The sequence below is a fragment of the Vagococcus jeotgali genome (genome assembly GCF_035918315.1).
GTDB lineage: Bacteria > Bacillota > Bacilli > Lactobacillales > Vagococcaceae > Vagococcus > Vagococcus jeotgali.
In genome coordinates, this window is the sequence record NZ_CP142146.1 from 449,687 (window position 1) to 472,503 (window position 22,817).

Consider the following 22,817-nt stretch of genomic DNA (forward strand, 5'->3'; position numbering starts at 1 on the left):
TTTGGTGAAATTATTTTATTTAAAGTAACGTTTAAATAGCTTTAGTTTGTTTTTAAACGGTGGATTAACAATACATGTTAAATCTTTAAATGGGTATTTTTTTAAGATGCTTTTTGAGTGAGAAAATAAATCAAACGAGTATTTCCCGTGATAATGACCCATACCAGATTGACCTACTCCGCCAAATGGTAAAAATCGACTACTGACTTGTAAGACGGTTGCGTTAATAGCGCCAGAGCCAAAGGATACCTCATGTATCACTCTGGTTTCATTTTCTTTACTTTTAGTAAATAAATAAAGCGCTAGTGGTTTTTCACCATCTTTAATGATATCAATGGCGTCATCTAGGTTATTTATTTCTATAATCGGTAAAATTGGGCCAAAGATCTCTTCAGACATAACCGTATCATCTAGTGACACGTGATCCATCATAGTAGGGGCTATAAAAAGCTTATCTCTATCTACTTTGCCACCAAAAATAATCTTATCTTCATTATCATTCAATAATGTGTTTAGCCTATCAAATTGTTTGCTATTCACAATGTGACCATAATCAGGACTATTTACTGCATGTTTACCGTAAAAGTTTTCTATAACATGAATCATTTCAGCGATTAACTCATCTTTAACCTTGGAATCAACTAAGCAGTAATCAGGAGCGACACACGTTTGACCCGTATTTAAAAATTTGCCCCAGACAATTCTCTGGGCTGTTAGTGGGATATTTGCTGTTTTATCCACAATCACTGGACTTTTCCCACCAAGCTCTAAACAGACTGGCGTTAAGTGCTTAGAAGCAGCTGTCATGACAATTTTGCCAACAGTTGGACTACCTGTAAAAAAGATAAAATCAAAAGCTTCATCTAACAATAAAGTTGTTTCTCTCACTTCACCTAAAATGACACTGATATAAAAATCAGGGAATAAACTTGCTAACATCTCTTTTAGGACTTGTGAGACGTTTGGTGTGAGTTCTGAGGGCTTAATTACTGCACAATTTCCAGCAGCAATTGCACCAATTAAAGGCTCTAGTGTCGTTTGAATAGGATAATTAAATGGTCCGATAATTAAAACTGATCCTAGTGGTTCTTTGTAAATGATACTTTTTCCTGGTTGCATAAACAATTCTGTTTTGACGACTTCAGGTGTCATCCATTTGTGCAAGTTCTTCATCACATGACTGATACTACTTAATACAATTCCGATTTCTGTTACAAAGGCTTCAGTAGCACTTTTGCCTAAGTCTTGCTCAAGTGCTGTGAGGAGTTGTGGCTCAAAACGTATAATCCCTTGTTTTAGTAAATCAAGTTGAGTCATACGAAAATCATAGCTTTTAGTTTGATTCGTATTGAAAAAGTTATGTTGGCTAGTTAATAAAGTTTGTATGTCTTGTTTGGTTAATGTCGTCATCAAAATCCCTCACTTTACTTTTTTTGATTTTCTTAGGGGCATTTCTATGATACCATACAGTGACAGTAAGACAGATATTAAGGAGAAAAACATGCGAAATATAAAATTAACCATCGAGTATGATGGTAAGCGTTATTTAGGTTGGCAACGTCTAGGCGATAGCGATAAAACCATTCAAGGGAAAATAGAAAATATCATCCATCAAATGACAGGTGAAAAAATTGAGATCATTGGCTCAGGTCGGACAGATTCAGGAGCTCATGCAAAAGGCCAAGTGGCAAATTTTAAAACGGAAAGTGAATTAAGCACAGGTGAGATGATTGAGTTTTTAAATCGCTACCTGCCACAAGATATTGTCATTAAAGAAGTGAAAGATGTTAGCGATAGGTTTCATGCAAGATACAATGCCACTGGTAAAACGTATACTTACCAAGTCTGGACAAATAAAATTCCTTCAGCATTTGCGCGAGGATATAGTTATCATTATCCGACAAGACTTGATTTAGATAAAATGAATCAAGCCTGTGAGAAATTAGTAGGTAAACATGATTTTCTAGGGTTTTCTTCTCTTAAAAAGACAAAGAAATCCACTGTTCGTACGATTGAGGAGATCAAGATTAATCAAAAAGGTGATTTATTAGAAGTGTCTATTACAGGAGATGGGTTTCTTTATAACATGGTACGTATTATCATGGGAACGCTTCTTGAGATTGGTTCAGGCAAGCGTCCTGTAGAGTCGATTGATGAGATATTTGAGCAAAAAGTCCGTCAAGATGCTGGAGAGACGATTCCTGCACAAGGATTATTTTTAGATGAGGTTTATTATTCTTAAACTACTTAGATAAATAATCATTAACCCTTTAATCCGAAGAATATGATATACGACAAATTTTTAAATTTGTCGTATATCATATTTAGTATTATTAATTTAATAGGGTAAATAAAAATGAATCTTAAAAGGCATGTAGCCATAAAGATTCATTTTTTAATTTTATTCAGCACTTGGAATGGCAAATGAGATAACAGGTTTGTCTGTTGTGTTATTTTCACCAAGTGAAATCATCACAGATCCTTCGCTATCATCAACATTGACAATATACATGATGCTCTCTGTATTATCTTTATCAATCATCATATCTTCCTCTTTTTTGATATCTTTATTAAATTTACTATCATCTGTCAATTTAGCAGGCGTCAATTGTTTATGAGTATCCCCGTCTTCTTGTAAGAAAGTCACAGACTGCTCGATTAAATCATAAGCTTTGACAGGCTCACCTGTTAAGTTGGTCACTTCAAGAACAAATCCCATAGCATGACCATCTGCATCTTTTTCTGGCACAGAAAAGTTGTCTTTAAACTGAATATTAGCAACACTTGTTGATGCCATTTGAGTCGTTTGATCAAAAGTATCTCCTTTAGCATCCCCTTTTGTTTCTTCTTTACTATCTTCAGTATTTGCTACCACACTAGATGAAGCACTTGTGTCTTTGGCACCATCTTTATCTTTTGTTGAAGAACAGCCTGCAAGAGTTGTTAAAAGAAGCGCAGCACTTGTTAGCATAAGCAGTTTCGATTTTTTCATAATATCTCCCCCTATTTTTTATTCATTATATCATCTTGGATCCATTTAATACAGAAAAGACGTGCTCCGTTGTTAGTATGATGTTTATTTTATAACAATCTTAATGTGACATATCTCTCAAAAAAACTGAATATATATTCGTTTTATATGATTCTTTTTAATTGGTATTGGAATAAAAAGAGGGTAAACTGGTTATTATAGAGGTTAATCAATGGTTATTGGTTAAAAACACACAAAAAATAAACAGGGAGAGTTATTTATGTTAACGAAACAATTTTATAAAACAGTTTTTAAAAATGCGTTTGGTATGTCGTTTACAGTGAAATACTGGGATGGAACAACAGAAAATTATGGGAAAAACACCCCAGACTTCACCCTAGTGTTTAATAAAGAATTACCAGTGAAAGAAGTTTTGTCTGATCCATCTATCATTTTAGGTGAGGCTTATATGGATAAAAAAATTGATTTAGAAGGCGGTGATGAGCTTGAACTTGAGCGAGTCATTTGTACAGCCTTTGAACATAGTCAATACTTTATGAAAAACCACAAATTTGGTAATTTCCTACCTAAAAAATTAACTCATTCTAAAAAAGAATCAAAAAAATATATTGAAGCTCACTATGATATTGGTAATGACTTTTACAAATTATGGTTAGATCCATCTATGACCTACTCAGGTGCTTATTTTAAAACAGAAGATACAAGCCTAGAGCAAGCTCAGATTGATAAGGTTCACCATATTTTAAATAAACTAAACTTGAAGAACGGTGAAACATTCCTTGATATTGGTTGTGGTTGGGGAACGCTTATTTTTACTGCTGCTAAAGAATACGGTGCAACGTCTACAGGTATTACTCTAAGTGAAGAGCAATTTGACTATATATCAGAAAAAATTAAAGCAGAAGGTCTAGAAGATAAAGTGACAGTTCATTTAATGGATTATCGTGATCTTCCTAGTGAGGCTTTTGATAAAATTTCAAGTGTTGGTATGGTAGAACACGTTGGAAAAGAAAATTTATCTATTTATTTTAAAACTATTGAACGTCTTTTAGTACCAAAAGGTGAGGCCTTAATTCAAGGTATTACAGGTCAGAAAAAAGGCGGGACTAACTCATTCTTTGAAAAATACATCTTCCCAGGAGGTTATATGCCAGGGCTTCCTGAGATGGTCACCTCAATTACTGAAAATAATTTACAATTAGTAGATTTAGAAAGTTTACGACGTCATTATCAAAAAACATTAGAACACTGGACAAAAAATTTCCATGAACAGTTGCCAGTCATACGCCAAACAAAAGACGAGCGATTTATTCGCATGTGGGACTTGTACTTACAAGCATCAGCCGGTTCATTTGCTTCAGGTCATATTGATTTAATGCAATATTTAATGACAAAGGGTACTAATAACGACTTACCATTAACTCGTGAATATATGATTTAATTCAAAAAGAGCCACTGACATTAGCTGTGTCATTGACTCTTTTTTTAGATTTAAAGTATAATAGTGAAAAATGAGACTAAAGGAGGGCGTACACTATGGCTGGAAGAAAATGGTATCAATCAAGTGGGGATTTAAAGCAAGAGGCTCTAAATCAAATTAGTTTGATTTTACCTGAACTAAACACAAAGCAACTAGCACCCCTAAAGCGTGTTCTACAGCAGTATCATACAACCTTATCGACTTCAAAAGAGGCAACACCTACAATACTCAGTCGTATGGCGATGGATATATCATCATGTCTAGATGATTATCAACTGTCCTTATCAGATGAAGTATCAGACCAATTAAAGCAATTATTATCAATTAATAATTTAAGATTTGGATATTAATACAAAAAAATAGATAAATGAGCGAGGTGTTCATTTATCTATTTTTTTTAATTTCATGTATATTAAGAATTTATTATATGAAGAGGTGATGGGTGTGAGAAGACAAAGATTATTGTGGAGTCTTGGGGTAATACTTAGTATGTGTTTAACACTAACAACCAATGTACTAGCAAAAAAAGACTAAACAAAAGAAACGCGAGATGACCAATTTGGTGTGCAAGCGATTATTCCTGACAATCAAATCGATTTAAAATTGGGTCTATAATAAATCGTGTTGATGGATAGTTTCCATTAATACGATTTTTTGTTTTTAAATACAAAAAGGAACATCCAAACATGATAAAATAAAGTCGACAAAAACCAAATTATTAGGAGGATGTTCCCATGGATAATCATACTAGAAAATTACTTAATTTAACAGACAAATCTATTATTTTTGAAAAAGATTGGTTAACTGAGGCTACTATTAGAGGTAGACGCTCAAATATAATAAGGGGAAGACTAACGTCTCCAGACAGAATATGCCCCTCTTGTCATCAGAATACGTGTGTTAAAAATGGTACTTATACTACTAAAACACAACTACCAGAGTTTAATAGGGTCACAACTTATTTAGAACTTAAAAGAGAACGATATCTATGTAAAGAATGTCATACAACATTCAGTGCTGATACTGCGTTAGTCGATGACTATTGTCATATATCGAAAACATTAAAGTATCAAATCGCCTTAGATTTGAAAGAAGATCGTTCAAGAAAAGAGATCGCTAGATTCCATCATGTTTCTGATAACACGGTACAACGTGTTTTATACGACTTTACCAACCACTGTCTAACCAACTTTCAACATCTACCAAAAGTACTATGTGTCGATGAATTTAAATCAACTAAGTCATGTCAATCTGGTATGAGCTTTATTTGTGCTGATGCTGAAAGTAAAAAGATTATTGATATTTTACCAGATAGACGTCTCTTCTCTCTTATTAAGTACTTCCTGAAATACTCCAGAAAAGAGCGGTTAAAAGTGAAGTTTCTCGTCATGGATATGAATGCCAACTACGGTGGCCTTCTTAAAACTGTATTTCCACATGCAGAGATTGTGACAGATAGATTCCATATCATTCAGCATATCAATCGTTCTTTTAATCAACTAAGAATAAAAGAAATGAATCAATTAAAACGTTATGATAATGAAGAAGCAAAACAATACCGGAGAATAAAAAAATATTGGAAACTATTTTTAAAAGACTCTAGTCAATTAAGTGCCACTACATATAGTAATTATCCTCTTTTCAATAAAAGTATGACACAAGTTGGTGTCATTGAAGAACTTCTTTCCTATAACTCAACTATAAAAATCGCATATGATTATATACAAGAGTTAAAATATGCTTATGAAACAAAGGATTCAGACTTATTTTTAGAATTAACTCATTCTATCTCTAATGAGCTTCCTAAGGAATTTAAAGCCAAATTCAAAACATTCCAAACCTTCAGGCAAGGTGTTACCAATGCTTTAAATTATTCTTATTCAAATGGTTTTTTAGAAGGAATTAACAACCGAATCAAAGCTATCAAACGAACAGCCTATGGTTACCGAAATTTCTTAACTTTTAAGCGACGGATTTTCCTTATTCAAGGTCAATCATTTCAATTTAATTAAAAAGAAGAAGGAGGAAAAATCCCCCTTCTTCTAATGCCCTTATTTTATCAATTTTTAAATATCAACACGATTTGACGAAGAGCCTTAAAATTGATGTTAGTATTCCTCATTTAGATAAATGAAGAATCATTCTGTTTTTTGGGCAAAATCAAATAAGCCTTTCAATAATAAATTGAAAAACTAAGCTACTAAAGAGATTCAATCTTTATTATACCAACGAATATAAGTATCAATTCCTAGAATCGCTTCTTCAAGGGATTGAAAACATTGAAAATTAATGTATTCACGTTTTAAAATTGAATGGAAACTTTCTATTCTTGCGTTATCACCAGGACCTCCTTTACGAGAATAGGAATGTTTTAAGTTTAATTGATTGAGAGTTTCTTCAAATAATTCGCTTGTATACTGACTTCTCATATCACTATGAATAATTTTGGTTTCCAATTGTTTTATTTTAGATGGGTCAATAACACTCGCTGCTAACACGTTAGTATTACTAGGATTATCTTGTTGAATCCATTTACAAATTGTAGAGACACTAACGTGATATTCCTTTGATAAAGAGGTGGCTGAACGGCCACTGTGTTTAAGTGAAATCATTGATTGTTTAAATTCTTCTGAATATCTTTTAGTTGTCATAATAAGAAGCTCCTTTAATAGATTATATCATCGAACACTTTGTCCGTAATCTTATTATAAGAGCCTCAAGCTATGGACAAGTGTTTATAAAGAGTGTAAAATATATTCCACAGTAAACAAATACAGGGGGTTTATGATGAGGATATCATATCATGGACATTCAAGTGTATCCGTAGAGACTAGACAGAATGTTCGTCTGTTGTTTGACCCATTTATTACTGATGATCAATTGACAGATTTAATTATTGATGATGTTACTGTTGATTATATTTTGATAACGCATGCTTATGGCAATCGTTTAAGCGACATGATTGAGATTGCTAAAAAAAATGATGCTACTGTTATTTCTAATTCTGAGATAGTCTGTTTAGTAAAACAACATGGCGTTAAAAACACACAAGTTATGGTAGAAGGTAGTTCATGTGTTTTCCCCTTTGGTCGAGTGAAGATGGTTCCAGCTAAACATCGTTCTGGTTATGAATTAGATACTAGTACAGGTTGTATTGGAGCGCCATCAGGTTACATCGTTGAATGTGAAGGTAAAACGATTTACCATGCAGGAGATACGTCTGAGTTCAGTGAGATGAAATTAATTGGTGATGAGTTTAATATTGATGTTGCCTTTTTACCAATTGGTGATGGGCATATTATGGGTCCACTTGAGGCAGCTCACGCTAATGAATTAATTCGTGCTAAAGCTGTTATTCCAATTCTATTTAATACATTTCCAAAAACGAGACAAAATCCACAAATTTTTGTAGAACTTGTCACAGAAGGCATTGGTGAAGTGATGGAAATAGGTGAGGAATTGGAGCTGTGGTAATGTAGAATATAGCTATAGGAAAAAATCATGTGACACTCTCCAACATGTTTTTTTTTTATATCCGTTATGTAGTTTAGTAAATACAGAAGGAAAGAGGATACAAATGATAGAAAAAGAAAATAAAGAATTGGTAGATGATATTGGGAAGTCATTACGTACAATTAGAAAAACACGTCGTTTAACGATGGGTCAATTAGCAGAATTATCAGATGTTAGTGCCATCACAATTAGTAACATAGAAAATGGTCGTTCTAACCCAACCATTCATGTTTTATGGAAATTATCAAAAGCACTAGATGTCACATTAACAAAATTGATTGGTTTTTCAAATAATATATCAGAAGCATCTGGTCAATCAATGACAAGACCGATAAGTAATCTGGATACAGGTTGGCAAGTACAGCCAGTTTTTCAAGATGATAATATGGAAGTTTACCGTGTTTGTTTAAAAAAAGAATCCATTAACCGAGAGGCTGAACAATCTAAGGAGACGATGGAAATTTTGACTGTTATGAAGGGTCATGTTACTTTAGAAGTAGGATCAAGGCAATATGAAGTTGGGGAATATGAAACGATTCACTTTGATTCAGGTCTTCCTCACACTTACATTAATAGCTCATCAGAAGATGTTTTGATGAATATTGTTATTAAATATAAAAACATATAATATAATGTTCAATTATGGATATTATATTGTATGTTTTTTTCTTTGAAAGGATGTTTAGATGAAACAAAAGTTAAATAGTTTGTTGTTGGTAGGTATTATTTTTGTAGGATTAAAAGCAGGGTCTAAAGAATTTGTTAACTAAGATTAATTTAGTAAATACGACTTTTTATATTCTGACTATGAATAATTATTTAAGTAGACAAAGTAGAGGTTGGCTTTTGAGTCATCTTCTTTTTTTGTGATGAATTATGAAAAATCATTTGTTATTCATTAGTTTTTACTTAAAAATATGGTAAAGTTAAGAGGAAACTAAAATGACAAGAAAAGTTGGGATACAAATGAGTAAGGAAAGAAATAAAAAAAGTCACAAGAAACACTCAAATAAGTCAGTACAAAAATCGTCAAGTCAGCTTGAACATAAATTACAAAAAGCAGAGAAATATAGTGTGTTAGAAAGTACTACCTTATTACCTTTTTTATTAGAAAATATTAAAGGCAAAGGACGAAATGCTATTAAAGCGATTTTATCAAGAGGTCAAGTTATGGTAGATGGGGTTGTTGAAACGAAACATAATTATATGTTAACGCCTAATCAAGTAGTGAGTATCCAAAGTAATCAAGCAGCCATTCAAGAAGATGGCTTAATGGGCATTGAAATTTTATTTGAAGATGATGATTTAATTGTTATTAATAAAGATGCTGGTATTTTATCTGTTGCCACTGATAATGGTATAGAGCCAACTGCTCATAGACAATTAATGCATTATGTGAAAGAAGAGAATCCTAAAAATAGGATTTACGTCGTTCATAGATTAGATAGAGACACATCAGGTGTGATGATTTTTGCAAAAAATGAAAAAACGAAACGTGCTTTACAAGATAATTGGAAAGAATTAGTAGATGAGCGTGTTTACACGGCTGTCGTTGAAGGGGACTTGAAAAAAGATCATGGGACAATTAAATCATGGTTGAAAGAAACAAAATCCTTTAAAGTTTATTCTAATGAAACAGATAATGGCGGGAAAATAGCGATTACTCACTATAAAAAAAGACGTTCAAATGGTCAGTATAGTATGTTAGAAGTTAGGCTTGATACAGGGCGTAAAAATCAAATACGAGTGCATATGGAAGATATCGGTCATCCGATTGTTGGTGATAAAAAATATAGTGCCAAAACAAATCCTTTAAAACGACTAGGATTACATGCAACAACAATTACTTTCACCCATCCAACAACTAAGGAAAAATTAACCTTTAAAACAACTGTTCCCCGTAGTTTTATAAATACAACAAAACAAAAAAATAAGTGAGGGCTGCCTATGGGAAGAATAAAATATATAGTGTTAACTTTTCTAGCAGTTTTATTTTTAGTAGGGTGTGAAAAACCAAAAGAGGTTGTGACAGATAATGAGAGCATGGAAGAATTTTCTTTGAAAGTTTATCAGGATATTAGTTTAAATCAACAAAAAGAAAGTAATACGATTGAATTTTTGACTGAAGAATTAGGGGAGCCCTTAATTGTTAATAAGTATATCGGTAGTAGTTATGCTAAATGGCTAATAGGCAATGATGAGCGTGATATGGCAGTTTTGGAAGTTCATTATAAAGATGATGTTCCAAGCCAAGCCATGCTGACGTTTACTGAACCTTACGAACAGCCTGCAACTAAAAAAGAGATTAAACAAAAAATTGAGACTATTCCTGTTGGAAAAAAAATGTATTTAGATAGTTTGATGACCTTGTTTGGGGTGCCAAGAACATTGAAAAAAATTCATGAAAAGCAAGGTCTGAGGGAATATTGCGAATTTGATCATAATATAGATCAAAACACTAGTGTATTTATTGATATGTTAGATGGTAAAGTTGAAGAAATAGAAGAAAAAAATAATTAATGACTATATTTTACAGGATAGAATGATAGTCACTTAATTTAAATACTATTCTGACTAGTACTTTGTATGAAATCATGTTGGTATTTAAAAATCAGATAAAATAGAGTCGTTAGAAGAAGATAATTTTGTAGTGCACCCTGAAAGTTAGATCCAAAAATCTAATTTTCAAGGTGCATTTTTTAATCGACTTTACTTTATTTCTTTTGGATGTTCTCTTTTTTAAAAGCAAGTTAATATCTTTTTTTAGAATTTATCGTTATGATGAAGTTACTAACACTAAGGAAGGAAGTTGATGTATGATGAAGATAGAGGTTTGGTCAGATTTTTTATGTCCATTTTGTTTTATAGGTAAAAGAAAATTAGAATTAGCCATTGAGGAATTACCATTTTTAGAGGAAGTTGAGCTAAATTTTAAAAGTTTTGAGCTAGACCCTAATGCACCAATGTATGCTGGTGTATCAATTGATGAGGCGATTGCTAAAAAATACGGCGTATCAGTTGAACAAGCTAAAGCTAATAATAAAAATATTGTTCAAGCTGCTAAAGAAGTTGGTTTAAACTTTGATTTTGAGAACATGAAACCAACTAATAGTTTAGATGCTCACCGTCTAACTAAGTTAGCTAAGTCAAAAGGATTAGAAGATAAAATGGTTAACTTGCTTTATAGAGCTTATTTTGAAGACGGGGCTTTGATTAGTGATCATGATGTATTAATGGATTTAGGATTAGCTGTAGGGTTAAATCAAGAAGATATGATGAGAGTATTAAATAATCAGTCAGAGTACCTACAAGAAGTTCGTGCTGATGAGAATGAAGCTAGCCAACATGGTATTACAAGTGTCCCTTATTTTGTTTTTAATGACAAATATGCCGTTAAAGGTGCTCAGCCTATAGAGTTATTTAAAAAAGCTCTAACTGATTTTTATGCGGAACAACAACATATTAAAGTTGAGGAAATACCAGGTATGATGTGTGATGATACAGGCTGTGAGATTCCTAAAAAATAGTTAGATTAGTTTTTCATTAAAAAATTATTGACTTTTAATAAGATTAATCATACAACGAATTTAATCAAATTTTAGATTGTGAGGGGTTGCTATGATAAAGAGCAATTTATATAAACCAACACAACTGAATAACTTTTTCTTTAGCTTCTTTAGATAGTGTTTGTAGACATGATTAACATGGATACAGACCGTAACGTTTGCCACATAGATTATTTATTTAATCTAAGTGGCTTTTTATTTTTTGGAGATAGGTATTATTATTTTCTTAAAGCGTCAACTTAGATGAGAGAATCTAAGTTGACGCTTTTTTGTTTCTAAAAAGTATCAAAATGAATGACTAAAATAAAGAAAAATAGGTGAAAATCATGGATATATTATTATCAAGCACGTCCCAAGGTGTTATTTGGGCAATTATGGCAATTGGCGTATATTTAACTTATTGAAGAAGGAGATTTTGTCACCGTTATTGGTGGAAATGGTGCAGGAAAATCGACATTACTAAATAGTATTGCTGGTAGTTTTCCAATTGACTCTGGCCAAATCTTCATTGATGGTGTAGATGTGACGGATGAAAAAACAAGTCAGCGTGCAAAGTATATTAGTAGAGTATTTCAGGATCCAGGTATGGGAAGTGCTACTCGGTTATCTATTGAGCAGAATTTGAGTATTGCCTATAGCAGAGGAAAAAAGCGTGGTTTAAAAAAAGGTGTTAATGAGCAAGATAGAATGATGTTTAAGGAGCAATTGACGTTACTTGATTTAGGGTTAGAAGACAGGCTAAAAATGGAAGTCGGGCTACTATTAGGTGGTCAGCGTCAAGCTCTAACCTTACTTATGGCGACAATTGTCTCTCCTAAATTACTTTTATTAGATGAACATACAGCTGCTCTTGATCCTAAAACAAGTCAACTTGTACTTGAGTTGACTGACAAAATGATAACTGAGAAAAAATTAATAAGTTTTATGATTACTCATAACATGAATGACGCTATTAAATATGGGAATCGGTTGATTATGTTAAATAATGAACAAATTGTTGTTGATATTAAGGGAGAAGAAAAACAGGGACTAACAGTGAATGATTTACTAGATTTATTTCAGAAAAATAGTGGAATGAGCATGATGGAAGATAATGTGATACTTGTTTAATCAATGACGATATAAATAAATAATTCAGTGTATGTATATTATGTCAGCTATAGTTTATAATAAGTAAAAAAAGACTCTTACAAGATTGGAGTAATAAAATATATGGATGTATTGTTAGCTTCACTTAGTAAAAAAAGACATACACTGAGTAATTTAGAAACACAAGTTTTAGATTTTATGATGGAGTACCCTGAGTTGATTGTTGATCTCAAAGTAAATGAGTTATCAGATAAATTATTTGTCTCAACAGCAACCATTACACGAACAGCTCAAAAGCTTGGATTCAATGGATACCAAGAATTAAAATATCAATTCAGTCGGTACTTGGAAGGGTCATTTAGACAGTATTATACTCAGGAATCCAAAGAAAATCTTTTAAAATCAGAATTAATAAAAAGTATTGAAGATAGCCTGGTAGAAGATAATTATATGAAACTAGATCAGGTTGCTGAGTTGATTAACGAAGCTAGTAATATTGAAATTTTTGCTATAGGTGGTAGTTTTTCGTTAGGACTAGAGTTGTCAAAAAAATTATTACATATAGGACATCTGAGTTCAGCTAAACCTGATTGGGATGACCTTTTAGTGACATCTCAACAAATGTTAATAACTGATTTAGCTATCTTTATAAGTCAGAGCGGTGAGACAGTGAGACTTTTAGACTATGCCAGGATTTTGAAGGAAAAAGGAGTACGGGTTGTCTCATTTATTGCTAATACGAGATCACCATTAGAATCATTTTCTGACCTGTCTATTATCGCTAAAACAGTGCCAATATACTCAAATCAAGCAGATTTAAGCTCTCGTATTGGGCTAGCTTCTTTGATGGATGTACTAGTTATTCAATTGATTGATAGTGTAGGTGAATAGGCATACAAAAGAGTGAATACATATACATAAAATAGAAAAACGCTTACTTTTTTTAAAACTTCTGATATGATACTCCTATATTTATTAAGGAGGTAGTAAGAGATGAATAAAAAGAAATCATCCGTTTGGGAGTTTTTACAAGGTTTAGGGAAAACCTTTATGTTACCAGTTTCTCTACTAGCATTTATGGGGTTATTTTTAGGGATAGGTAGTGCTTTTTCTAGTCCCTCAACAATCGAAACCTTTCCATTTTTAAATCATGAGTGGCTGCAAGTTACCTTTCAGTTTATGTCTGCTATAGGAGGATTTGCATTCAGTTATTTACCTGTATTATTTGCCATGGCTATTCCACTTGGCTTAGTTAGAAATGAAAAAGGTATAGCAGCTTTCTCTGGATTTGTTGGCTACACGATTATGAACTTATCAATTAATTTTTATTTAGTCCAAACAAATCAACTAGCAGATCTAGACTTTGTCAGAGAGGCAGGTCAAGGGTTTGTCTTTGGTATTCAAACGATTGAGATGGGAGTTTTAGGTGGGATTATCTCAGGTTTAGTTGTGTATAAATTACATAATAGATTTTATAAAACGCAATTACCAGACAGTTTTGCCTTTTTCTCAGGTGCTAGATTTGTGCCTATTGTCACATCAGTTGTCTTATCTATCGTTGGTTTATTAATTCCTGTTATTTGGCCGATATTTGCTTTTATTATTACAGGAATCGGTTTAAGTATTCAAAAAGCTGGTATTTTTGGTCCATTCTTATTTGGCGCAGGAGAGAGGTTATTACTTCCATTTGGGTTGCACCACATATTAGTGTCGATGATCAGATTTACTGAAGCTGGTGGGACAGCCATTGTTGATGGGAAAGAAGTGTTTGGTGCTCTTAATATTTACTATGCTGAGCTACAAAATAATGTCCCAATTAGCCCAAGTGCGACTGCCTTTTTATCTCAAGGAAAGATGCCAACATTTATGTTTGGTTTACCAGCAGCAGCTTTAGCTATGTACCAAACTGCTCGACCAGAAAATAGAGTTAAAATAAAAGGTCTTTTGATATCGGGCGTTATTGCGACATTTGTAACAGGAATTACTGAACCAATCGAGTTTTTATTCATTTTCATCAGCCCTATTTTATTTATTTTCCATGTATTTATGACAGGATTAGGTTTTATGGTCATGGCTTTACTAGGTGTGACTATTGGAAATACAGATGGTGGGATACTTGATTTTATTATCTTTGGTGTGATGCAAGGTAACTATACAAAATGGTGGTATGTTTTAATTGTTGGTGCTATTTGGTTTGTTATTTACTACTATGTTTTCAAATTTGTTATTACGAAGAAAAACCTTGAAACACCAGGTAGGATTAAAGTTGACCCGCAAAGTGAGTATAAAGATGGGCATCATGTTAGCTTAACAGGAGACAAAACAAAGCACAAATCAGGAGATAGTCAATATGACATGGAGGCTATTTTAGCAGCACTTGGTGGAGCAAGTAATATTATTGATTTAGATAATTGTATTACACGTTTGCGTCTAGTGGTTAATGATGGAAACTTAGTGAATGATGATGAGCTGAAAAAATTAGGTGCATTGGGTGTCGTTCATTTAGATAATCAAAGTGTTCAGGTTATTATTGGAACAAAAGTGACAACAGTAAGAAATGGATTGGATGAATTATTATGAGTCCCAAAAAAATAAATTTTGATAAACAGGTTGACCGGCTGGGGACCTATTGTACTCAGTGGGATTATGTAAAAGACCGGTTTGGTGAGAGTGATTTATTGCCTTTTACGATTTCTGATACAGATTTTGAGGTTCCAGTAGAAGTTATGGAGGCTTTAAAAGAAAGAATGAATCATGGCGTTTTTGGCTACACACGCTGGAATCATACAGATCTAAAATCAAGTATTACCTCTTGGTATAATACCCGGTTTCAGACGTACATCAATGCTGAAGACATTGTTTACACACCTAGTGTTATGTACGGTATTTCTCAATTGATTGAGTTATTAACTAATAAAAATGACGGTGTGATTATTCAAACACCAGCTTATGATGCTTTTTTTAAAATTATTCAAGCATCTGGCAGAAAACTGATAGAAAATTCTTTGATTTATCAAAATGAGGCTTATACGATTGATTTTAAAGATTTAGAAAACAAACTTGCAGCGGCACATAATAAAGTGCTTCTGTTATGTTCACCACATAATCCAACAGGTCGTGTTTGGAGTAAAGAGGAACTAGAAAGAATTGTTTTATTATGTCAGAAGCATGAAGTTTTTATCATATCTGATGAGATACATATGGACATCACTAGATATGATAATCAACATATACCTATTACAAATTTTGATTATCAACATGTTGCGATTGCGACTTCTGGTACTAAAACATTTAATTTTCCTGGGTTGATTTTTTCATTTATGTTAATACCTAATCAAGAATTAAGAGAGGATTACTTAACTATTCTAAAAGAAAAACATGGGTTATCATCTGTATCAATTATGGGAATGGAAGCAACCATGGCAGCTTATAATAACGGATCAGATTGGGTCGATCAATTAAATGATTATATTGATGATAATTATGAATTTGCATGTGATTTTTTACAAAAAAAATTACCTGATATCAAAGTGGTTCATTCTCAAGCGACTTATTTAATGTGGCTAGATGTGAGTGAGCTTGGCATAGACATGTCAATTATCCAAGATAAATTGATTAAAGAAGGCAAGGTAGCCATTATGAATGGTGCTATCTACGGTGGTAATGGAAAAGAGTTTTTACGTCTGAATATAGGTTGCTCTAGAGAAAAATTAATAGATGGGTTAAACCGGATGTATAGGGCTCTAAAGAATCTAGAGTAACGACATGATGTAATGAAGAAGAAGTCATTTGTCCAATGACATAAAGACAGGTATAATTGACTGAGAACTATAAATAGGAAAGAGGCTTATCAAATGAAACAAACAATTAACTCAAGCAAGTTAAGTGCGCTTGGACCGTACTCACATGCTGTTGCTACAGAAGGAAAACTTTATTATTTTTCTGGTCAGCTAGGTATTAATGCCCAAACAAAAGAGATGGGTAAAACCATTGAAGAACAAACAAAAAATTCATTAGAAAACATTGATATCTTACTAACAGAGTGTGGTTTGACTAAAGATGATGTTGTAAAAACAACAGTACTTTTATCAGATATTAACAACTTTGAAGCAATGAATCAAGTTTATGGTGACTATTTTACAGAAAACCACCCATCAAGAAGTGCTTTTGAAGTAGCTAATTTACCAGCTAATGGATTAGTAGAAATTGAAATTATTGCTTCAGGCAAGTAATCTATTATTTTTTTACTGATAACTCATATTGTAGTTCAAACAATGAGTCAAAAGATTGTTGGTAAATAAACTCAATTTTAAAAGCTCGATAGGTTGCTTCTGCCACAGCGTTGTCATAGGGGCAACCAGGACGTGATAAAGACCGTTTTATCTGAAACACATCCAATAATTCATCAATACTTTGGTTATCAAATTCTCTTCCTCGGTCTGTATGAAAAAATTCAACATCATCTAATGGCTGTTCAATCGTTCCGATTGCCTGTAACACAAGAGCCACCTTCAATGATGAGATTAAATAGGGAATAATCTTCGTCATCATAAATATCTTGGATGAACCCAGGTGATAATTGTGTGATGTCAATATTTGGTGTTTTCATATGTCTTGTCTCCTCCTTAAGGGAATGATAGTTAGTTTATCATGAATAGCTAGAGATGGAATCAAAGAGGGTTATTTAATTAAAATATTTCTAAATTGCAACATTAAGTTAGCCACTCTGGTAAAAATATCTAAATATCAGTGTTATTTTATTGAACCCCTTACTTACCAACATGTTTTGATCTTTAGATTTTGAATTTCTTCTAAAAATAATGTTGCTGGTTGTCTATAGTCTAAAATTTTACGCGGCAAAAGATTAACTTTTTCAGTAGCCAGTTGTATGAACTGCTTTGAGTAGTGACAGATAGGCGTTCCTTTCGGAACAAATTGCCGTAATAAACCATTATGTCTTTCGTTTGTTCCTCGTTCCCAAGATGAATAAGGGTGAGCAAAGTAGATATCAGTCATTTGTTGCAGAGTATCATCAAGTGAGCTAAATTCACTGCCATTATCAGCAGTAATCGATTGAAATATGCTACTAAATCGGGCTCTTCCAAACTCATATTTTAACTGTTTAATAGCGTAACTAACAGACTCTTCAGTATGATCATCTAGAACAACAGTAATCATGTAGCGAGTTTTTCTTTCAACAAGTGTAAGTAGAGCATTATCATCTTTAGATTTTGAACCAATGACACTGTCTATTTCCCAATGACCAAACTCTTGTCTAGAATCAATTTTGCTAGGTCGTTCATCAATTGATTTTCCAAGAGCTTTTTTATGCTGACGACTTCTTTTCTTTTTAGGTGATAGTCTAACTTTCATTTTGAGATGATGATTTCTGACTGGTAAAAAACCTTTATCAATATAGTTATAAAGTGTCTTAGTAGAAACAATAGGTTTATCCCAAGTCCCTAAAGACTTGATAAAGCCAACAATTGCATCTGGTGACCAATTAAAGTCTATCATTTGTTTACAAGCATAATTAATAAAATCAACAGCACTAACTAGCTTAGATTTCGAACCACAGCGTTTCCTGTTTTCTATGTATTTAGCTTGCCCCGTATCAGCAAAATAGAGTTGTTTAGGTTTCTTATTTTCTTTGATTTGCGTGGTCGTTCCTCGTTTAAGCTCATTACTTATTGTTTGATGGTCTACCAATTTCTCTATTAGAGTCTCCCATATTATGCCAAACTTCAATAAGCTGCCTTTCCTTTAAGGAAAGATGTTTATAACTAGATGTCTTTGTGTTATTCTTAATTTTCACCATGATAAAAATTCCTTTCGTTGTTGGGTAGTTACTTCAATGATACACGAATTTTTACCATGGTGTTTTTTTATTATTTTAGAGTGGCTAACTTGATTTTACAACTAAGCTAATTAAAATATTTAGTTGTCATATGAATTATTCAAAAATTCAGTTATACTTAACTAAAATAAATTACTTTAGGAGATTTATCGTGGCAAAAAAATTAATCAAAGTGGCAACAGTGATTGGGGCCATCTTAGCAGTTATTTTCTTTTATTATGCTTTTAAACTTCATTTGTTCCAAAATCCACATGCTTTACAGAAATTCATTGACCAGTTTGGAGCATATGGTGTTTTAGTCTTTATTTTACTACAAATTATTCAGCCGATTGTTCCCATTGTTCCTGGTGGTTTAAGTGATGTTGCTGGAATTTTGATGTATGGAAATGTATTGGGATTGCTTTATGTCTGTATTGGTTTAGTCATAGGTGAAGTTATTCTATTTTTCCTAGTTAGAAAATATGGCATGCGTTTTGCTAAAGTTATTTTATCTGAAAACAGCTTAAAAGAGTTAAATTTGATTGTTCAAAAGGGAAATAAACATATTCAGAAATATATTATTATTATTTTTTTAATGCCTTTTGGGCCTGATGATTTGGTATGTTTAGCTGCTGGATTTACAGATATTTCATTTAAGAAGTATTTAACAACGATAGCCTTACTTAAACCAATTTCAGTAGGTGTTCATTGTTTTATTATGATTCATATTTTTAAAGTTCTATAATATTATAAAAATCATGTGACTTACTAGTTAAAATAAGTAGGTGGCATGATTTTTTTGTTTAAGAAGTTGTTTTGATACCTACTTCCTTTAATAACTATAGCTTTTAATTATTTTTGATTGTTTTTCGATACTTTTTTATTGCGTCGATTGTAAAATTAAGCTAGACAAATAAAAAAATCATTTGTGATACACTCAAATTGTATTTCCGACGAAAGAAAACAAGGAGAGTGATCACAAATGACCTATATACATCTTACTACAGACGAGCTTGTTTTAATAGAATCTTATTATCACCAAGCTAAAAAAGTTAAACATGTTGCTGATACTTTAAAAAGATCAAGACAAACTATTTATAATGTTTACAACGCTTTAAATGAGGGATTATCTATTCTAGATTACTATCAAAGATACAAAAAAAATAAAAAGAAATGTGGAAGGCGTCCTATTTCTTTACCTGATAATGAAACAAAATATATTCAAAACAAAGTGGCTCAAGGATGGACTCCTGACGTGATTATCGGTCGTGCTGAGATTTCTATTTCTTGTTCTGTTCGGACACTTTATAGATTGTTCTCGCGTGAATCTTTTGATTCCACAACTTTACCAATGAAAGGTAAAAGAAAACCTAATGGGCATAAAGAAAAACGAGGTAAACAAGCATTTAAACGAACCATTCATCAGAGAGACGCTGAGCATAACGAGTTTCAAAGTGAATTTGGTCACCTAGAAGGTGACACTATTGTTGGGAAAAATCATAAAAGTGCTGTTATTACATTAGTTGAAAGGTTATCAAAAGTTATTATTACCTTAAAGCCAACAGGGAGACACGCTATAGATATTGAGAATAGCTTAAATGAATGGTTAAAAAAATGCCCTAATCACTTGTTTAAATCTATCACATTTGATTGTGGCAAAGAATTTTCTAACTGGAAATCTATCAGTAACTTAAATGATATTGATATCTACTTTGCTGACCCTGGTACACCTTCACAACGAGGTTTAAATGAAAATTCTAATGGGCTATTGCGTAAGGATGGATTGCCTAAGAAAATGGATTTCAACGAAGTTGATGAATCTTTCATTCAATCTGTTGCATCCAAAAGAAATAATATTCCTAGAAAATCATTAAACTATAAAACACCATTAGAAGTATTTTTGAGATATGTAGACAATGACATTTTGTCTAGCTTAATTTGACAAATGAAATTGTTTTACGATAAAAATAGATTGACAAACAATATATGTAGCTATATTTAGATAAATAAATAGTTAGGAGGAAGTTATATGAATCAGAAAAAAAAGCGGTTGCGTCAAGAATTATGTGTAAATGGAAAATCCATTCCATTTTTTTAAGTTAAAACATTGATTCTAGTGTATCTTGTATTTCCTTAAATCCTTTATGTACTCTGCCTAAAAATTTTTGGTTATATTCATTGAACTGAGAAACAAGGAATCTCTCCAGAGATTCTTCATTAGGAAATTGTTCTTTTCTCTTTGTATATTTTTTTAACTGTTTATTAAATCCCTCAATCAAGTTAGTTGAGTAGATAGTTCTTCTGATTGATGGTGGGAAGTTATAGAAAGTTAATATAGCAGGATTCAAGAGTAATTTAACTACTCGTGGATACTGCTTTTTCCATTTATCTATCATAAAACTTATTTGATTCATAGCTTCTTCTTTTGAAGCTGCTTGATAAACCAATTTGAAATCATTACAGACTTCTTGTCGATCACTAACACGAACCTTATGAGCAATATTTCTAGAGATATGGACACAACATTGTTGAAATTGAGCATTTGGATAGACACTATGGATGCTATCGTGAATACCGTTTAAACCATCAGTTACAACTAATAAAACCTCTTCTAAACCACGGTCTTTTAGGTCTTGAAGTATCTCTTTCCAAATGTAGGCAGATTCAGTTGGAGCAATAGTAAATCCTAGAACTTCTTTGGTTCCATCTAACCGGATACCAATTACTATGTAAATAGCTTCTTTTGCTACGGTTTTCCTTTTTACTGGAATATGAGTAGCATCCATAAAAATAACTGAGTATTTAGCCTCTAAAGTTCTTTCTTTAAAAGCTAAAACATCTTCAGATACAATTTTACTTATGTTTGAAATAGTTTGTGGCGTGTAATAATGACCATACATCTTTTCAATTAAATCAGAGATTTCAGACATCGTTATTCCTTTTTGAAATAGCTGAATAATAGTCGTTTCTAAAGAGTCATTGGTTCTTTTATAAGCAGGTAATGTTTGTTGAGAAAACTCACCATTCCTATCTCTAGGGATTACTAAATTTAGTTCTCCATACTCCGTTTTAAATGAACGTGAGTAATTCCCATTTCGGGAATTACCTGAATTAAATCCAGATCTATCATATTTTTCATAGTCAAGAAATGCTGTCAGTTCAGCTTTTAATAATGAATTAATAGCTAGCTCTAGATGATGGCGAAACAAATCATCCAAATCACCTTTATTGATTAGTGTTTCCATAATTTCTGTAGTAAAATTATTCATGAGAAAGTCCTCCTATAAAATTTTTGTGTGGTAACTTTAATTTTACAGAATGGACTTTCTTTTTTTCTACCCTAAATTTCTATTTACACAAAATATTTTACGCTATCAAAAAAGCAAAACTAACCGTAACATCTATCATTTTTATTATCTTAGGGTGTATTTGTTTAGTGATGAAACGATTTTATCCACCTGTTGTAGATAATCAAGGGATTTTAGTTGAACCTATGTTTTTTTTATTACCAATTGGTTTTGCCTTAATTTTTGTTGGTATTTTAGTAGAAGCAATTAACTTATAAGGTTATTTGAATTATATGAATAACTTAAGGGAACAAGAAAAGCTTAGTTATAAAAGTAGGGAGTAGGCTAAGTATATTAGTCTACTCCTTTATTTATGGAAAAATTAACTCTATGATATAATGAAGGGACTAACTAAAGAAGAAGGCATATGGCAATTCAAAAAATCAAAGGTTTATTTCGAGGTATTATTTTAGCAATGGGACTTTTAGGTGTCTTGTTTTTAATTATTCTAGGACCTAAGATTAGTTATTATATGGAATTAGGTTATTTTAGTACATAGATTCAGGTGTTATTATGGGGTAACAGCTATTCCTTATATGTATATTTTGACTGTCTTATGGCAGTTAAGTAATCATTTAGCAAGTGAGACAGTTTTTTCTAAAGAAAATATCAAGCGTCTATCTAAGATAGCTTATGCAGGATTAATTGAAAGCGGGATTTATGCAGTGGCTGTTTTATCAGCTCTTTTAGCCTACATATTTAAACTAGCTAATCGCTTAAAAGATGAGAAAGACATATAGGTATGCTATACTAAGTCTACTTAAAAATAAAAGGAGGGTTTGTGTTCATGATGAAGCTTATTATTGCTAGTTAGTTAACCAACTAATTAAATAAAAATTCGAAACAGCGAGAATCACTCATTTATTTAGTGACGGATTTTAACAATAATAGGGTATCACATCACACAAACGCTTAACATATAAAAGAGTTAGTCAACTAATATGACTGGCTCTCTTTAGCGCTATAAGAGATATCTCTTATGGTGCTTTTTTAT

General features: G+C 32.3%; 22 protein-coding genes and 3 pseudogenes. 19 read left to right on the forward strand and 6 right to left on the reverse strand.

The genetic code is table 11. From position 1 onward, the window contains the following. Positions 1-15 precede the first annotated feature (15 nt). The gene (locus VSF34_RS02330) at positions 16-1,410 is read right to left on the reverse strand and encodes an aldehyde dehydrogenase (protein ID WP_326717497.1); all 1,395 of its coding nucleotides are present in this window, start codon (positions 1,408-1,410) and stop codon (positions 16-18) included. Positions 1,411-1,501: 91 nt separating this feature from the next. On the opposite strand from VSF34_RS02330, the gene truA reads away from it, so the two are divergent. Continuing rightward, positions 1,502-2,242: a tRNA pseudouridine(38-40) synthase TruA gene (gene truA, locus VSF34_RS02335; RefSeq protein ID WP_326718001.1), complete on the forward strand. Its 741-nt coding sequence runs from the start codon at positions 1,502-1,504 to the stop codon at positions 2,240-2,242. Between the two features lie 159 nt (positions 2,243-2,401). Here the strand turns inward: truA and VSF34_RS02340 are convergent, their stop codons facing one another. Beyond that, entirely contained in the window at positions 2,402-2,992 is a 591-nt protein-coding gene (locus VSF34_RS02340) for a hypothetical protein (protein WP_326717498.1), read from the reverse strand. 259 nt (positions 2,993-3,251) lie between these two features. Here VSF34_RS02340 and VSF34_RS02345 point away from each other — a divergent pair, with 259 nt between their 5' ends. The 3 genes from VSF34_RS02345 to VSF34_RS02355 all read left to right on the forward strand — a co-directional run bounded on the left by VSF34_RS02345 (position 3,252) and on the right by VSF34_RS02355 (position 6,484). After that, positions 3,252-4,433, forward strand: a complete 1,182-nt coding sequence (locus tag VSF34_RS02345; RefSeq protein ID WP_326717499.1) for a class I SAM-dependent methyltransferase — start codon at positions 3,252-3,254, stop codon at positions 4,431-4,433. A gap of 95 nt (positions 4,434-4,528) precedes the next feature. Further along, entirely contained in the window at positions 4,529-4,822 is a 294-nt protein-coding gene (locus tag VSF34_RS02350; protein ID WP_326717500.1) for a bacteriocin immunity family protein, read from the forward strand. Positions 4,823-5,206: 384 nt separating this feature from the next. Further along, positions 5,207-6,484 carry an ISL3 family transposase gene (locus VSF34_RS02355; protein WP_326716709.1) on the forward strand — a complete coding sequence of 426 codons (1,278 nt, stop codon included), beginning with the start codon at positions 5,207-5,209 and terminating at the stop codon, positions 6,482-6,484. A gap of 198 nt (positions 6,485-6,682) precedes the next feature. Here the strand turns inward: VSF34_RS02355 and VSF34_RS09940 are convergent, their stop codons facing one another. Beyond that, the gene (locus VSF34_RS09940; protein WP_370659267.1) at positions 6,683-7,123 is read right to left on the reverse strand and encodes an integrase core domain-containing protein; all 441 of its coding nucleotides are present in this window, start codon (positions 7,121-7,123) and stop codon (positions 6,683-6,685) included. A 136-nt stretch (positions 7,124-7,259) separates the two neighbouring features. On the opposite strand from VSF34_RS09940, the gene VSF34_RS02370 reads away from it, so the two are divergent. The 10 genes and pseudogenes from VSF34_RS02370 to VSF34_RS02415 all read left to right on the forward strand — a co-directional run bounded on the left by VSF34_RS02370 (position 7,260) and on the right by VSF34_RS02415 (position 16,872). Continuing rightward, positions 7,260-7,946, forward strand: a complete 687-nt coding sequence (locus tag VSF34_RS02370; RefSeq protein WP_326717501.1) for a metal-dependent hydrolase — start codon at positions 7,260-7,262, stop codon at positions 7,944-7,946. Positions 7,947-8,049: 103 nt separating this feature from the next. Beyond that, positions 8,050-8,613, forward strand: a complete 564-nt coding sequence (locus VSF34_RS02375; RefSeq protein ID WP_326717502.1) for a helix-turn-helix domain-containing protein — start codon at positions 8,050-8,052, stop codon at positions 8,611-8,613. A 314-nt stretch (positions 8,614-8,927) separates the two neighbouring features. After that, positions 8,928-9,923, forward strand: coding sequence for an RluA family pseudouridine synthase (locus tag VSF34_RS02380; protein WP_326717503.1), 996 nt, complete (start codon positions 8,928-8,930; stop codon positions 9,921-9,923). A gap of 9 nt (positions 9,924-9,932) precedes the next feature. Then, on the forward strand, positions 9,933-10,505 hold the full coding sequence (locus tag VSF34_RS02385; RefSeq protein WP_326717504.1) for a hypothetical protein: 573 nt from the start codon (positions 9,933-9,935) through the stop codon (positions 10,503-10,505). 296 nt (positions 10,506-10,801) lie between these two features. Then, entirely contained in the window at positions 10,802-11,512 is a 711-nt protein-coding gene (locus VSF34_RS02390) for a DsbA family oxidoreductase (RefSeq protein WP_326717505.1), read from the forward strand. A gap of 438 nt (positions 11,513-11,950) precedes the next feature. Then, positions 11,951-12,661: pseudogene (locus tag VSF34_RS02395) on the forward strand (ABC transporter ATP-binding protein); the annotation flags it as partial. A 102-nt stretch (positions 12,662-12,763) separates the two neighbouring features. Continuing rightward, positions 12,764-13,531, forward strand: a complete 768-nt coding sequence (locus VSF34_RS02400; RefSeq protein ID WP_326717506.1) for a MurR/RpiR family transcriptional regulator — start codon at positions 12,764-12,766, stop codon at positions 13,529-13,531. A 102-nt stretch (positions 13,532-13,633) separates the two neighbouring features. Further along, positions 13,634-15,220: a maltose/glucose-specific PTS transporter subunit IIBC gene (gene malX, locus VSF34_RS02405; RefSeq protein ID WP_326717507.1), complete on the forward strand. Its 1,587-nt coding sequence runs from the start codon at positions 13,634-13,636 to the stop codon at positions 15,218-15,220. Next, positions 15,217-16,401 (forward strand): MalY/PatB family protein, encoded by a 1,185-nt coding sequence (locus VSF34_RS02410; protein WP_326717508.1) that lies wholly within the window; start codon positions 15,217-15,219, stop codon positions 16,399-16,401. The genes malX and VSF34_RS02410 overlap by 4 nt, the downstream gene beginning before the upstream one ends. Positions 16,402-16,494: 93 nt before the next feature. After that, complete coding sequence (locus tag VSF34_RS02415) at positions 16,495-16,872, forward strand: RidA family protein (RefSeq protein ID WP_326717509.1); 378 nt, start codon at positions 16,495-16,497, stop codon at positions 16,870-16,872. Between the two features lie 31 nt (positions 16,873-16,903). Here the strand turns inward: VSF34_RS02415 and VSF34_RS02420 are convergent. Then, positions 16,904-17,143 (reverse strand): annotated as a pseudogene (locus VSF34_RS02420) (IS3 family transposase); the annotation flags it as partial. A 270-nt stretch (positions 17,144-17,413) separates the two neighbouring features. Beyond that, positions 17,414-18,458, reverse strand: a pseudogene (locus tag VSF34_RS02425) (IS30 family transposase). 190 nt (positions 18,459-18,648) lie between these two features. Between VSF34_RS02425 and VSF34_RS02435 the strand changes: the two are divergent. Both VSF34_RS02435 and VSF34_RS02440 read left to right on the forward strand, forming a co-directional pair. Next, entirely contained in the window at positions 18,649-19,221 is a 573-nt protein-coding gene (locus VSF34_RS02435) for a TVP38/TMEM64 family protein (RefSeq protein ID WP_326717512.1), read from the forward strand. Between the two features lie 237 nt (positions 19,222-19,458). Continuing rightward, on the forward strand, positions 19,459-20,418 hold the full coding sequence (locus VSF34_RS02440; protein ID WP_326717513.1) for an IS30 family transposase: 960 nt from the start codon (positions 19,459-19,461) through the stop codon (positions 20,416-20,418). 157 nt (positions 20,419-20,575) lie between these two features. On the opposite strand, the gene VSF34_RS02445 is transcribed toward VSF34_RS02440, so the two are convergent. Continuing rightward, positions 20,576-21,745 carry an IS256 family transposase gene (locus VSF34_RS02445; protein WP_326716337.1) on the reverse strand — a complete coding sequence of 390 codons (1,170 nt, stop codon included), beginning with the start codon at positions 21,743-21,745 and terminating at the stop codon, positions 20,576-20,578. Between the two features lie 170 nt (positions 21,746-21,915). Here VSF34_RS02445 and VSF34_RS02450 point away from each other — a divergent pair, with 170 nt between their 5' ends. The 3 genes from VSF34_RS02450 to VSF34_RS02460 all read left to right on the forward strand — a co-directional run bounded on the left by VSF34_RS02450 (position 21,916) and on the right by VSF34_RS02460 (position 22,563). Continuing rightward, a complete protein-coding gene (locus VSF34_RS02450; RefSeq protein WP_326718002.1) occupies positions 21,916-22,041 on the forward strand; it encodes a DUF3955 domain-containing protein in 126 nt (41 codons plus the stop codon). Positions 22,042-22,190: 149 nt separating this feature from the next. Continuing rightward, positions 22,191-22,322 carry a hypothetical protein gene (locus tag VSF34_RS02455; protein ID WP_326717514.1) on the forward strand — a complete coding sequence of 44 codons (132 nt, stop codon included), beginning with the start codon at positions 22,191-22,193 and terminating at the stop codon, positions 22,320-22,322. A gap of 37 nt (positions 22,323-22,359) precedes the next feature. Continuing rightward, a complete protein-coding gene (locus VSF34_RS02460; protein ID WP_326717515.1) occupies positions 22,360-22,563 on the forward strand; it encodes a DUF2975 domain-containing protein in 204 nt (67 codons plus the stop codon). The last annotated feature ends 254 nt before the right edge of the window (positions 22,564-22,817 follow it).

What these genes read in the sequence shown, in the direction of transcription:
- VSF34_RS02330 (WP_326717497.1), bottom strand. Translation starts at nt 1,410, where the DNA reads ATGACGACATTAACCAAACAAGACATACAAACTTTATTAACTAGCCAA.
- truA (WP_326718001.1), top strand. Translation starts at nt 1,502, where the DNA reads ATGCGAAATATAAAATTAACCATCGAGTATGATGGTAAGCGTTATTTA.
- VSF34_RS02340 (WP_326717498.1), bottom strand. Translation starts at nt 2,992, where the DNA reads ATGAAAAAATCGAAACTGCTTATGCTAACAAGTGCTGCGCTTCTTTTA.
- VSF34_RS02345 (WP_326717499.1), top strand. Translation starts at nt 3,252, where the DNA reads ATGTTAACGAAACAATTTTATAAAACAGTTTTTAAAAATGCGTTTGGT.
- VSF34_RS02350 (WP_326717500.1), top strand. Translation starts at nt 4,529, where the DNA reads ATGGCTGGAAGAAAATGGTATCAATCAAGTGGGGATTTAAAGCAAGAG.
- VSF34_RS02355 (WP_326716709.1), top strand. Translation starts at nt 5,207, where the DNA reads ATGGATAATCATACTAGAAAATTACTTAATTTAACAGACAAATCTATT.
- VSF34_RS09940 (WP_370659267.1), bottom strand. Translation starts at nt 7,123, where the DNA reads ATGACAACTAAAAGATATTCAGAAGAATTTAAACAATCAATGATTTCA.
- VSF34_RS02370 (WP_326717501.1), top strand. Translation starts at nt 7,260, where the DNA reads ATGAGGATATCATATCATGGACATTCAAGTGTATCCGTAGAGACTAGA.
- VSF34_RS02375 (WP_326717502.1), top strand. Translation starts at nt 8,050, where the DNA reads ATGATAGAAAAAGAAAATAAAGAATTGGTAGATGATATTGGGAAGTCA.
- VSF34_RS02380 (WP_326717503.1), top strand. Translation starts at nt 8,928, where the DNA reads ATGACAAGAAAAGTTGGGATACAAATGAGTAAGGAAAGAAATAAAAAA.
- VSF34_RS02385 (WP_326717504.1), top strand. Translation starts at nt 9,933, where the DNA reads ATGGGAAGAATAAAATATATAGTGTTAACTTTTCTAGCAGTTTTATTT.
- VSF34_RS02390 (WP_326717505.1), top strand. Translation starts at nt 10,802, where the DNA reads ATGATGAAGATAGAGGTTTGGTCAGATTTTTTATGTCCATTTTGTTTT.
- VSF34_RS02400 (WP_326717506.1), top strand. Translation starts at nt 12,764, where the DNA reads ATGGATGTATTGTTAGCTTCACTTAGTAAAAAAAGACATACACTGAGT.
- malX (WP_326717507.1), top strand. Translation starts at nt 13,634, where the DNA reads ATGAATAAAAAGAAATCATCCGTTTGGGAGTTTTTACAAGGTTTAGGG.
- VSF34_RS02410 (WP_326717508.1), top strand. Translation starts at nt 15,217, where the DNA reads ATGAGTCCCAAAAAAATAAATTTTGATAAACAGGTTGACCGGCTGGGG.
- VSF34_RS02415 (WP_326717509.1), top strand. Translation starts at nt 16,495, where the DNA reads ATGAAACAAACAATTAACTCAAGCAAGTTAAGTGCGCTTGGACCGTAC.
- VSF34_RS02440 (WP_326717513.1), top strand. Translation starts at nt 19,459, where the DNA reads ATGACCTATATACATCTTACTACAGACGAGCTTGTTTTAATAGAATCT.
- VSF34_RS02445 (WP_326716337.1), bottom strand. Translation starts at nt 21,745, where the DNA reads ATGAATAATTTTACTACAGAAATTATGGAAACACTAATCAATAAAGGT.
- VSF34_RS02450 (WP_326718002.1), top strand. Translation starts at nt 21,916, where the DNA reads ATGAAACGATTTTATCCACCTGTTGTAGATAATCAAGGGATTTTAGTT.
- VSF34_RS02455 (WP_326717514.1), top strand. Translation starts at nt 22,191, where the DNA reads ATGGCAATTCAAAAAATCAAAGGTTTATTTCGAGGTATTATTTTAGCA.
- VSF34_RS02460 (WP_326717515.1), top strand. Translation starts at nt 22,360, where the DNA reads ATGTATATTTTGACTGTCTTATGGCAGTTAAGTAATCATTTAGCAAGT.